9 protein-coding genes are annotated in these 12,184 nt (G+C 72.2%); 6 read left to right on the plus strand and 3 right to left on the minus strand.

What is annotated here, in order from left to right; translation table 11 throughout:
• Window positions 1–62 precede the first annotated feature (62 nt).
• The 5 genes from DEJ50_RS04505 (at window position 63) to DEJ50_RS04525 (ending at window position 7,767) form a co-directional block, all read left to right on the plus strand.
• Window positions 63–992, plus strand: a complete 930-nt coding sequence (locus tag DEJ50_RS04505; RefSeq protein ID WP_150211899.1) for a cyclase family protein — start codon at window positions 63–65, stop codon at window positions 990–992.
• 111 nt (window positions 993–1,103) lie between these two features.
• A complete protein-coding gene (locus DEJ50_RS04510) occupies window positions 1,104–3,857 on the plus strand; it encodes a SpoIIE family protein phosphatase (RefSeq protein ID WP_150206165.1) in 2,754 nt (917 codons plus the stop codon).
• Between the two features lie 120 nt (window positions 3,858–3,977).
• Window positions 3,978–5,564, plus strand: a complete 1,587-nt coding sequence (locus DEJ50_RS04515; RefSeq protein WP_150206167.1) for a sugar ABC transporter ATP-binding protein — start codon at window positions 3,978–3,980, stop codon at window positions 5,562–5,564.
• Window positions 5,564–6,595, plus strand: coding sequence for an ABC transporter permease (locus tag DEJ50_RS04520; RefSeq protein ID WP_150206168.1), 1,032 nt, complete (start codon window positions 5,564–5,566; stop codon window positions 6,593–6,595). Before DEJ50_RS04515 ends, DEJ50_RS04520 begins: the two co-directional genes overlap by 1 nt.
• 71 nt (window positions 6,596–6,666) lie before the next feature.
• Window positions 6,667–7,767, plus strand: coding sequence for a substrate-binding domain-containing protein (locus DEJ50_RS04525; protein ID WP_150211900.1), 1,101 nt, complete (start codon window positions 6,667–6,669; stop codon window positions 7,765–7,767).
• Between the two features lie 12 nt (window positions 7,768–7,779).
• On the opposite strand, the gene DEJ50_RS04530 is transcribed toward DEJ50_RS04525, so the two are convergent.
• Window positions 7,780–9,597, minus strand: a complete 1,818-nt coding sequence (locus tag DEJ50_RS04530; protein ID WP_150206170.1) for an ABC transporter ATP-binding protein — start codon at window positions 9,595–9,597, stop codon at window positions 7,780–7,782.
• Between the two features lie 81 nt (window positions 9,598–9,678).
• On the minus strand, window positions 9,679–10,977 hold the full coding sequence (locus DEJ50_RS04535; RefSeq protein WP_150206172.1) for a cytochrome P450: 1,299 nt from the start codon (window positions 10,975–10,977) through the stop codon (window positions 9,679–9,681).
• Between the two features lie 165 nt (window positions 10,978–11,142).
• On the opposite strand from DEJ50_RS04535, the gene DEJ50_RS04540 reads away from it, so the two are divergent.
• Window positions 11,143–11,847, plus strand: coding sequence for a pentapeptide repeat-containing protein (locus DEJ50_RS04540; protein WP_223837593.1), 705 nt, complete (start codon window positions 11,143–11,145; stop codon window positions 11,845–11,847).
• Here DEJ50_RS04540 and DEJ50_RS04545 read toward each other — a convergent pair whose 3' ends face one another.
• The gene (locus DEJ50_RS04545; protein ID WP_150206174.1) at window positions 11,848–12,183 is read right to left on the minus strand and encodes a hypothetical protein; all 336 of its coding nucleotides are present in this window, start codon (window positions 12,181–12,183) and stop codon (window positions 11,848–11,850) included.
• Window position 12,184: the final 1 nt, after the last annotated feature.

Raw genomic sequence — 12,184 nt, forward strand, 5'->3', positions numbered from 1 at the left:
CGCCCGCCCGGGGTGCCGTCCCGTACGCATGGGGCACCCGGCTCGCGGGCAGTCGCCTCCCCGTGGACAACCTGGACGACGACCGGGTCTCCCGTCAGGAGTTCGACGCCCTCTTCGACACAGTGCGTACGTGGGGCCGCTGGACCCCGGCCGACCGCGGAGCCTGGAACCGGGTCACCCCGGACCATGTACGGCGGGCTGCCGGGCTGGTCCGGTCCGGGACGGCGGTGCCCCTCGGTCTGCCCTGGGACACCCGGCCCGGGCCGGACAACGACAGGCCCGCCCTGCACTACATGTCCGACCTCGGCGACGTCGAGCCTCCGGAACCCGCCGCCCACAAGGACTTCATCGCCGTCGACTACCACGGCAAGGCCGTCAGCCATCTCGACGCCCTCTCCCATATCGCCTACCGGGGGCAGCTCTACGAAGGCCGGGCGGCCCGGGAGGCCGTCGGCTCCGGCGGGGCCCGGTTCGGGTCGGTGCAGGCGCTCGGCCCCCTGGTCACCAAGGGGGTGCTGCTGGACCTTCCAGCCGTCCTCGGTGTGGACTGGCTGGAGCCGGCCCGCGCGGTCCACTCGGCCGATGTGATCGCCGCGGAGCGGGCGCTCGGGGTGGTGGTCGACGACGGCTGTGCGGTGCTGCTGCGCACCGGGCGGTTCCGCCGGCGCCGGAAGCTGGGCCCCTGGGACGTCGGCGCGGCGAGCGCGGGCTTCCATGTGGACGCCGTGCCGCTGCTGGCCGAGCGGGGGCTCGCGCTGCTGGGCGGGGACGGGGACAGCGACGTACGCCCTTCGCCGGTCGAGGGCCTGCACTCGCCCGTGCACGCGCTGGCCATCACCGCCATGGGGGTGCCGCTGCTGGACAACCTGGAGCTGGAGGCACTCTCCGTGGCCTGCGCCGAGGCGGAGCGTTACGAGTTCATGATCGTGGTCACCCCGCTGAACGTGCCCGGCGGAACGGGTTCGCCGGTCAATCCGGTGGCGGTCCTGTAAGGGAAAACAGGATCAAACCGGTAGGAATATACTCAAAAATGCTCCGCTGGCACCTTTCGAAGACACCGGAGCGAGACCCGACCGAGGGACCGGTAAGGGGAAGTGATGCAGATGGGGGTCACGGGAGAGCAGGAGGGCCCCGCACGCTCCCGTGAGCGCTTCCTGTCGGGCGAACCGGTCGAGGGCGGCGTCCGGGATCCGATCCTCGCCTCGTGGCAGCGCAGCCGGCTGCTGGGACTGTCCCCCGACCAGACCGAGCTCCCCTTCAGCGAGGACTTCGACCCGGACAGCCGGCTCGTCCGCGCGGCCGAACCGGTGCTCGGCCGGCTCCAGTCCCGGTTCGCGGGCAGTGCGATGAACGTCGCGCTCACCGACGAGAACGGGACGGTGCTGCAGCGCCGCTTCGGCGAGCCCTCGCTGTCCCTGACCCTGCCCCCGATCCAGTCCGTCCCCGGTTTCGTCTTCGCCGAGCGGGTCGCCGGGACCAACGGCATCGGCCTCGCGCTGGCCGACCGCCGGCTCTGCCAGGTCTACGGCGCAGAGCACTTCGCCGAACGCTCCCAGTCGAACGCCTGCTCGGCGATCCCCATCCGCAACCAGCTCAGCGGGCACATCGAGGGGGTCCTCTGCTTCGGCTATCCGCGCAGCTACGAGGACCCGGCCCTGCCCGTCCTGATCCGCCGGGCAGCCGCCGTCATCGAACGGCGGCTGATGGAGCAGAACTCGGCGCGCGAGCGCGAGCTGCTGCGGACGTACCTCGATGCGCGGCTCCGCGCCGGGGCCGGCGGCAGCGGGGGGAACGGGCAGCTGGTCGACCTGGACCAGGCGGCCGGGTTCACCCTGGACCTGCGCGAGCAGACGATCCTCAAGGAGAAGGCCACCGAGCTCATCGGCTCGGCCCTGCACGCCGCCGTCGCGGTGCCCCTGCCGCACGGCCGGGAGGTCACGCTCCTGAGCCATCCGGTCACGAGCCGCTCCGGAGTGGCGGGGGTGGTCGTCGAGGCCGTCCTGCCCGGCGAACCGCCGCAGCACCACCTCGCCGTCACGCCGTCGGCGTCCGGCTCCGGCGGACCCCCTGTTCCGGACCCCGTCCCGCGCCCGACCCCGGAAGGTCCTCCCCCGGCACCCCGCGGGCTGGTGCTGGTGGGCGAGCCGGAAGTGGGGAAGTACGCCGTCGCGGCGCGCCGCCGCCTGGAGCTGCTGGCCGAGGCGAGCACCCGGATCGGGACCACCCTGGACGTCGGCCGCACCGCCCGGGAACTCGCCGAGATGGCGGTCCCGCGCCTGGCCGACTACGTCACCATCGACCTGCCCGAGGCCGTGCTGCGCGGCGAGGAGTCCGTCGACCCCACGGCCGAGCTGTACCGCACGGAGGTCCACGGCATCCGCGAGGACTGCCCCTTCTATCCGGCCGGCGGGCGGGTGGACCTCAGCCCCGGCACCCCGCACATGCGGTGCCTGGCCGGCGGGCAGGCCATCCTGGAACCCGATCTGAGGTCCGCGGCCGGCTGGATCGCCCAGGACCCCGGGCACGCCGAGCGGATCTTCGCCCGCGGGGTGCACTCCCTGATCACCGTCCCGCTGCTGGCCCGCGGCGTCCTGCTGGGCATCGTCGCCTTCTACCGCTCGGAGGACCCGGCCCCCTTCGGCGACGACGACCTTTCGCTGGCCCGGGAACTCGCCGCCCGTGCCGCCCTCTGCATCGACAACGCCCGCCGCTACACCCACGAACACACCCTGGCCCTCGCGCTCCAGCGCAGCCTGCTGCCGCGCGGCCTCCCCGAACAGGACGCCGTCGAGGTCGCCCACCGCTACCTGCCCGCCGAATCCGGAGTCGGCGGCGACTGGTTCGACGTCATCCCGCTCGCCGGAACCCGCGTGGCCCTCCTGGTCGGCGATGTGGTCGGACACGGCCTGCACGCCGCCGCCACCATGGGCCGGCTGCGCACCGCCGCCCGCAACTTCGCCGAACTGGAGCTCGCCCCCGACGAGCTCCTCACCCACCTGGACAACCTCCTGGTGCGCCTGGACCGGGAGGAGGGCGGCGACGCCGACACCGCCGGCGGTGTCGGCGGCGTCGGTATCACCGGCATCGCAGGCGCCACCTGCCTCTACGCCATCTACGACCCCACCTCGCAGCTGTGCACCATGGCCCGGGCCGGCCACCCCCCGCCCGCGATCGTCCACCCCGACCACACCGTGACCTTCCCGGACCTGCCCGCCGGACCCCCGCTCGGCCTGGGCGGCCTGCCCTTCGAAACGGCCGAGGTCAAGCTGCCGGAAGGAAGCCGGCTGGTCCTCTACACCGACGGGCTCGTCGAGGACCGCCACCGCGACATCGACCTCGCGCTCGAGACGCTCCGCAGCGTCCTGGCCGAGGCGGACCGGTCACCCGAGGACACCTGCGAAGCGGTCCTCGAGGCCGTGGCGCCCGCCCACCCCGCCGACGACATCGCCCTCCTCGTCGCCCGCACCCGCGCCCTGCCCGCCGACCGGCTGGCCACCTGGGACCTGCCCGCCGATCCGGCCCAGGTCTGCGACATCCGCGCCGCCGCCACCCGCCGGCTGACCGAATGGGGTCTGGACGAGCTCGCGTTCGCCGCCGAACTGATGCTCAGCGAGCTGGTGACCAACGCGGTCCGCTACGGCGGCGAGCCCATCCAGGTACGCCTGATCCGCGACCGCACCCTGATCTGCGAGGTCTCTGACGGCAGCAGCACCGCCCCGCACCTGCGGCGGGCCGCCACCACGGACGAGGGCGGACGCGGCCTCTTCCTCGTCGCACAGCTCTCGCAGGCCTGGGGCACCCGCTACACCAGCCACGGCAAGGTCATCTGGGCGGAGTGCACCCTGGACGCGGCGTAACCTGCCGCTCGCGCTCGCCGGACTCGGCGCACTCGGCGCACTCGGCGGACTCGCCCATTGGAGCACAACGGGTGCCGACATGTCAGACATATAGGGGCAGCGCGCAGTAGCATCCCGAGCATGCCCTCCCGCCCCGGTGGCGAACCACTGGTCAGCATCCGCGGTCTCGGCAAGCGGTTCGGCGGCACCGTCGCGCTGGACTCCGTCGACCTGGACATTCCCGGCGGCAGCGTCCTCGCCCTGCTCGGACCCAACGGTGCCGGGAAGTCCACCCTGATCAAGGTGCTCGCCGGGGTCCACCACGCCGATACGGGCGAGGTGTCGGTGGCCGGGCACCCGCTCGGCTCGCACGCCGCCTCCCGGAGCATGTCCTTCATCCACCAGGACCTCGGCCTGGTCGGGTGGATGACGGTCGCCGAGAACATCGCGCTGGGCACCGGGTATCCCCGGCGCCGCGGACTGATCTCCTGGCGGCGGGCCCGGGAGCAGTGCGCCGAGGCCCTGGAGACCGTCGCGGGGCACCTGGACCCCGGCACCCGCGTCGCCGACCTGGTCCCCGCCGAGCGCGCCCTGGTCGCGATCGCCCGGGCGCTGGCCCGCCGGGCCGGGCTGTTCGTCCTCGACGAGCCCACGGCCGCCCTGCCCGCCGCGGACTGCGCCCGCCTCTTCGACGTCCTGCACACCCTGCGCGACCGCGGGCACGGCATCCTCTACGTCAGCCACCGGCTCGACGAGGTGTACCGGGTCGCCGACCGCTTCGCGGTGCTGCGCGACGGCCGCCTGGTCAGCCGGGGTCCCCTCGCCCCGTACAGCCCCGCCCAACTGGTGCGCGACATCGTGGGCCCCGAACCGGCCCCCGTACCGGCCCCCGTACCGACCGTCGCGAGGGCCGCCACCGGCACCGGCACCGGCACGCGCACCACCACCGGCCGGCCCGCCGCCCGCCGCGCCGCCGGCGCGCCCGTCCTCAGCCTGGACTCCGTGACCACCAGCGGCACCGGTCCGGTCAGTCTGGACCTGCGCGGCGGCGAGATCCTCGGCATGGTCGGCCTGACCGGCGCCGGCCACGGGCACCTGGGCCGCGCCCTCGCCGGCGCCCACCCCCTGACCGGCGGGCGGGCCCTGCTGGACGGCCGCCCGTACCACCCGCGCACGGTGGCCGCGGCCGTCGCCTCCGGCGTCGGTTTCGTGGCCGGCAACCGCCAGGAGGAGGGCCTGGCCGCCGAACTGACCGTACGGGAGAACTTCCTGGCCAACCTCCGGGCCGCCGGTGTGCCGGCCTGGCACCCGATCCGCCCCCGCCGCGAACGCGCCGAGGCGACCGCCCTGATCGAGCGGGTCCATGTCCGCCCCCGTGACAGCGAGGTCCCGATGGCCACGCTGTCCGGCGGCAACCAGCAGAAGGTCGTGGTCGGCCGCTGGCTCCCGGTGCCGCTGCGCCTGCTCATCCTGGAGGAGCCGACCGCCAGCGTGGACATCGGCGCCAAGGCCGCCATCCACCGGCTCCTCGACGAAGCGGTCACCGCCGGCCTGGCCGTCCTGCTCATCTCCACCGATTTCGAGGAGGTCGCCGACATCTGTGACCGCGCCCTGGTGTTCGTCCGCGGGACGCTGGCGGCCGAGCAGGCGCCTCCGGACCTGACGGTCACCGGACTCACCCGTACCGCGTCCGCCATGCCCGCGATCACCGGACCCCCGACGAGCTGATGCCCCACTCCTCCTCGCCGCGATCCCTGCTGGGCCACCTGCGCGGGCATGTCCTCGGCAGCTACGGCCTGACGGCCCTCACCGTCCTGCTCTTCCTGGTCTTCTCCCTCGTTCTGCCGGACACCTTCCCCACCCGGGACACCGTCTCCGCGATCCTCTCCAACCAGTCGATCCCCGCCCTGCTCGCGCTCGGTGCCACGATCCCCATCGTCACCCGCAAGTTCGACCTGTCCCTCGGCTACGGTCTCGGGCTCGCCCACGTCCTGGTGATGCAGCTGATCGTCAACGAGGGCTGGCCCTGGCCGTGGGCCTGCCTCCTGGTCGTCCTGGGCGGGGCGGTGGCGGGCGCCGTCAACGGGGTCCTCGTCGAGTTCGCCCGGATCGACTCCTTCATCGCCACCCTCGGCACCGGCAGCATGATGTACGCCGTCTCCGGCTGGATCACCGACGGCAGCCGGATCGTCCCCGGCCCGGACGGCCTGCCGGCCGCCTTCACCGGCCTGTACGACTCCCGGTTCCTCGGCCTGCCGCTGCCCGCCTTCTACGTCCTCGCCCTGGTCCTCGTCCTGTGGGTGGCGCTGGAACGGCTGCCGCTCGGCCGCCACCTGTACGTCATCGGCTCCAGCCCCCGGACCGCCGACATCATCGGCATCCCCACCCACCGGCACATCGTCTACGCCTTCACCGGATCGGGCCTGGTCGTCGGCTTCGCCGGGGTCCTGCTCGCCGCCCAGCAGCAGACCGGCAACCCGAGCGTGGGCCTGGACTACCTGCTGCCGGCCTTCGTGGGGGCCCTGCTCGGCTCCACCACCGTCAGACCGGGCCGGGCCAATGCCCTGGGCACCCTGGTGGCCGTGGCCGTCCTCGCCGTGGGCCTGGCCGGCATCGGCCAGCTCGGCGCCCAGTTCTGGGCGACGCCGCTGTTCAACGGCGCCACGCTGCTCGTCGCGGTCGGCCTGGCCGGTTACACGGCGCGGCGGCGGCTGCGCACGGGGGCACCCGCCGGTACGTCGCAGCAGGCACCAGCGTGAGGAGCGCCGTGAACCCGAAGCACCCGTACCCGGCCCGCCGGACCGGGAAGACCGTCCGTACCGCCGCGGTCCTGCTGGCGGCGGCGGCCGTCACGGCCCTCGCCGGCTGCGGGAGCGGCCCGTCGAACGGCACCGGGGCCTCGGGCCCGGGCTGCCCGGCGGCCCTGGACGAGGCGCGGGTGGCCGTGCAACGGGCCCAGAACACCGACATGGCATGGCACGGCCCCACCACCGGTCCCGCGGCGGTGCCCGGCAAGAGCATCGTGTACGTGGCGCAGACCATGACCAACCCCGGTGTGGCCGGTGTCGCGAAGGGCCTCCGGGAGGCGGCCGGGACCATCGGCTGGAAGGTCCGGGTGATCGACGGGGAGGGCACTCCGGCCGGCATCCAGGCAGCCTTCAGCCAGGCCGTCACCCTCAAGCCCTCGGGGATCGTCATCGGCGGCTTCGACCCGCAGCTGACGTCACGGCAGGTGGCACAGGCCCAGGCGGCGGGCATTCCGCTGATCGGCTGGCACGCGGTGCCCGCCCCCGGCCCGAGCACCAGCCCCCGGCTGTTCACCAACGTCACCACGAACGTGGAGGACGTGGCGAGGATCAGTGCGGACTGGGTCATCGCCCGGTCGGGTGGCACCGCGGGAGTGGTCCTGTTCACCGACGACTCGATCCCGTTCGCCAGGAACAAGGCGCAGCTGATCAAGGACGAACTCGCCGGCTGCGCAAGCGTGAAGCTGCTGGCGTACCAGAACATCCCGATCCCGGACGCGAGTCAGCGCACCCCCCAGGAGGTCTCCTCCCTGGTGTCCCGGTTCGGGGACGACTGGACGTACTCCGTCGCCATCAACGACCTCTACTTCGCCGATGCCGCCCCGGCCCTCCGCGCCGCCGGAAAGCCGGGATCCGGGCCGCCCTTCAACATCGGCGCGGGCGACGGCGATCCCTCCGCGTTCCAGCGCATCAACAGCCACCGGTTCCAGTCCGCCACCGTTCCCGAGCCGCTCTCCCAGCAGGGCTGGCAGATCGTCGACGAGTTCAACCGCGCCTTCGCCGGCCGCCCGGCGAGCGGCTATGTCGCCCCGGTCCACATCGCCACGGCCGAGAACAGCGCCGGTGCCACGTCCTGGGACCCGCGCGGCTACCGGGCGGGATACGAGAAGATCTGGCACGGGTAACGGCAGCGCGGGTCAGTGCAGATCGGCGGCCCGCGCGGGGGTGTCGTCCAGGAAGCCGCCCGACTGGTGCTGCCACAGCTTCGCGTAGGCGCCGTCCGCGGCGAGCAGTTCCTGGTGCGAGCCCTGCTCGACGATCCGGCCGCGGTCCAGGACGACAAGCCGGTCCATGCCGGCGACCGTACTGAGCCGGTGTGCGACCACGAGCGCGGTCCGCCCGTCCATGAGCCGCCACAGCGCGTCCTGGACGAGGATCTCACTCTCGGAGTCCAGGGCGCTGGTCGCCTCGTCGAGCAGCAGGATCGGCGCGTCGCGCAGGATCGCCCGGGCCAGGGCCACCCGCTGGCGCTGTCCGCCGGACAGTTTCACCCCGCGCTCGCCCACCAGGGTGTCGAAGCCGTCCGGAAGGGCATCGGCGAACTCCGTGACGTGCGCCGCCTCGGCCGCGCGGCGGATCTCGGCTTCGGTGGCGTCGGGCCGGGCGAACGCGATGTTGTCCCGCAGGGTGCGGTGGAACATCGCCGGGTCCTGCGGGACGTAGGCGATCAGGCTGCGCAGGTCGGCCTGGCGCAGCCGGCTGATGTCCCGGCCCCCGATAAGGATCCGGCCGGCGTCGATGTCCGTCATCCGCAGCAGCAGCCGGGTGAGGGTGGTCTTGCCGCCGCCGGACCGGCCGACCAGACCGATCTTCGTCCCGCTGGGCACGGCCAGGTCGAGACCCTCGAAGAGCGGCTTGGCGCCGCCGTGGGTGAAGTTCACCCCTTCGAAGCGTACGTCGGCGGCCCGGGACTTCAGTGGTTCCGGGGACTCCGGGTCGAGCACGGTCGGCGGTTTCAGCAGCAGTTCGGTGAACTGTGCGGCCTCTGTCATGGAGCTTTCGAGGCGCCGGTAGATCTGGTTGAACTCGAACATGATCCGCGTCGCATTGGCGTAGTAGGTGAAGGCGACGATGATCGCCTCCACGCCGTGCTCCCCCGCCCCGAGGGTGAGGGCGAGCATCAGACCCAGCGCGTTGGTCAGTACGGACATCGGCGCGACCAGGGTGTCGATGCGCAGGTTGCCGTAGTCCCAGGAACGAAGCGTCAGCCGCCGCGACTCCGCGACCCGGGACCGGTGTTCGGCGGCCTCGCGTTCCTCTGCGGCGAACGCGCGGACCGTGTCCATGTTCATCAGGCTGTCGGCGACATGGCCCGAGACCCGGGCGATGGCCGCCTCGCGCTGGGCGACGAGGGCCTGGCGGCGCCGGATCAGCGGTACGACGCACAGCGCCGTCAGCGCGATCATCAGCAACAGTCCGACCACGAGCAGCGGTTCGTACTGCCACAGCACCACGGAGGCGAACAGGAGGGGAACGAAGCTGCCCATGACCGAGAACGTCAGGGTGTCGACGAACTCCTCGAAGCGGGAGGCGAAGCTCAGGACCCGCTTGGTCAGCGATCCCGCGAAGTTGTCGTGGAAGAACGCGGCGTCCTTGGCGAACAGTTCGTCCATGCCGATCACGTACAGGTTCTCGATGCCGCGGGCGTCGACCCGGTTCAGGCAGTGCAGTCCGATGCGCCACAGCGTCTCGCCGAGCAGCAGGACGCCGGCGAAGCCGAGGACGTAGGGGAACATCGCGTCGAAGCCGGTGCCGCCGCCCCCGACGATATGGCCGACCAGTTTCGCGACGACCAGCGGCGCGATGTAGTTGATGCCGATGTTGCCCAGCGCCGGGAGCAGCATCGCGGGAACCGTCAGCCGGCGGAGCCGGGCCAACTCCCGTCCGTAGTAGCGAAGTGCGAGGAGTACCGCACCTCGACCGGGCGAACTTTCGTGCGATTCGGGCGATCCCATCCCAACCCTGCTTTGTCGGACCGTAAGGACAAGGTTCGCAGTGTCCCGCGATGCCGCCCGCACCGTCCAAGTGTTTTTCCGCTACCCCAGGGTTGCGGGTGTCGGGCCGTCGGGACGGACGACGAGGCCGTAGGCAGCCTTGGCCGGGGTGGAACGGAAGCGCGGGGTGTGGGCGGGCAGCAGGTGTTCGAGGAGGACGGTCGACTCGCGGAGGGCGAACTGCAGGCCCAGGCAGGCCCGGGGTCCGATGCCGAACGGGAGGTAGCCGCCCGGGTGGGCGGGGCGCCGGCCGGGGGTGGTGAAGCGCCCCGGGTCGAACCGTCCGGGGTCCTTCCAGAGGCCGGGGTCGCGGTGGGTGAGGTAGGGGCAGACCAGCACGTCGGTGCCGGCCTCGACCTCGTATCCGGCGAGTGTTCCGGCGAGGGTGTCGTCCTCGGCCGCGCAGCGCGGGAGGATCCAGGCGGACGGGTAGAGGCGCAGCGTTTCGTGGACGAGGGCCTGCACGGCCTGTCGCCGCTCGGGGGAGCCCTCGGCGCCCGCGGCGAGGGCCTGTTCCCGGGCCTGCGGATTCCCGTCCAGCAGGAGGTAGAGCCAGGTCAGGGTGGTGGCGGTGGTCTCGTGGCCGGCGACCAGCAGGGTGACGAGCTCGTCGCGGATCAGCCGGTCGGTGTATTCGGGGCGCGTTCCGGCCGCCTCGACCAGGACGTGCAGCAGACCCGGACCGTCGGGTCCGGTCTCCCCGTCGCGTACGGCGGCAATGGCGCGGCTCGCCAGCATGTCGATCCGGGCCAGCTCGGCGGCGACGGCCCCTTGGGCGGCGGTGCCGTCGGCGGGCAGGCTGGGCAGTGCGGCCACCACGGCGGGTACGGCGGCCAGTTCGCGCTCGGTACCGGGGTCGAGGGGGTGTCCGGTCAGGGACCGCCAGATGGTGTCCAGGGCGAACCGGCGCATCTCCTCGCCGACGTCGAGGAGATGCCCGGTACGGGCGTACCCGGCCCAGCGCTCGGCGGCGACCCGGGCGGCCCCGGCGATCCGCTGCTCGTAGCGGCGCATGCCCGGGCCGGTGAACTGGGACTGGAGCAGCCTGCGTTGCCGCTGCCATGCCTCGCCGGTGGCGGCCAGCAGGCCGTCCCCGATCAGCAGGCGGGCGCGGTGGGAGCGCTTGACGTACCGGTCGGGGCGGAGCGCGAGTACGTGCTGGACGGCCTGGGGGTCGGTGACCAGGACGGTCGGGCGCGGCCCGAGCCGGAACGCCGCCACTCCGCCGAGCCGGCTCCGCGCCCGGGCGAACAGCTCCACGAGCTCCCCTCCCCCGGCCCGCCACTCCTCGACGAGGCCGGGTTCCAGCTCGGGGACGGGGCGTAAGGCATGGGTGGCCACGGGGCTGCTCCTGTTCGCTGCGGCACGGTCATCACGCACTGTAGGGGAGCAGCCGCAACGGACGCACCCCACCGTGATCGCCGCGTTTGCGATCACCTGGGGGCGCGCGTAGAGAGGAAGAGGGGAGGCTTCTGCCCGGTCCCATGCTCATTGGGGATGGTCCCCATGCCTGACTCAGGGTGGGTTCTGCTCGGGGTGTTGATGGTGCTCGGTGTTCTCGGCGCGGCCGGTGCGCTCTTCGCCTGGAGGATGGCCGTTAAGGAACCGGAGCGCGAGCCCAGGATCGAGGTACTGGCCGGCATCGGGGGCGGATTGATCACCGGCATCGCCGTGGGCGTATCGGCGCTGTTCCTGGAACAGTCCCTCGGAGAGCGCCAGAAGTACTCGGCCTGGCGCGCCAATGTCGAAATCGCGGAGTCCATACCCGGGTTCACTCCCGGCAGCCGCGATATCCAGGGCATCAACTTCAGCGGCAAGACGCTGCGCAACGCGGACTTCAGGGGAGCCGATTTGCGGAAGGCGCAGTTGCGGGACACCGACCTGACAGGGGCCGACTTGAGGGGCGCCAGATTGCAGAGGGCGAATCTGGTCGGGGCCAACTTCTACCAGGCGGATCTGAGGGGCGCGCATCTCGAGGGGGCCGACCTGCACGCCGCGAACTTCACCAGAGCGACGATCTACGATCGTGATCGTGATCGTGACACCGACTTCACCCGTTCGGTCGTCAACAAGGACACCTGCTGGCCGGTGGGTACCGATGTCCCGAAACTCACACGGCAGGTCGTCAACGAGCCCCCTCTCCCCGCCCTCCGTTGGGGCGGGCTGGCCCCCGGCTGCGCCCTCTGGGAGAACGGCGACCGCACGGATTGATCAGCGTTCCTTGATCAGTACGGTGATCTCCCTGTTGCGGATCACGACTCGTTCCACCTCGTCGCTGATCTGGAACTTTTCCTTCTTGACGGGCGTCGGCGTGATGGGCTGGATCGTCGTACCGCCGGGTGCCTCTTCGACCAGGTTCAGATGGAGTTCTTCGGGAACCGGCACGATCGGCGGGGACGCGAGCTCCAGGGTCAGTGTGTAGCCCGGGGTGGGGCACGAGCACGTGCCTTCCACGGTGACCCACCGCTCTCCGTTGCTCCGGTACGCGGTGGCGGTGAAGTCCTGGGCGCCGGCCTCGCAGGCGAATCCGTTCTCGTATGCGGACATG

The organism is Streptomyces venezuelae, from assembly GCF_008642295.1.
In the GTDB taxonomy this organism is placed as follows: domain Bacteria; phylum Actinomycetota; class Actinomycetes; order Streptomycetales; family Streptomycetaceae; genus Streptomyces; species Streptomyces venezuelae_C.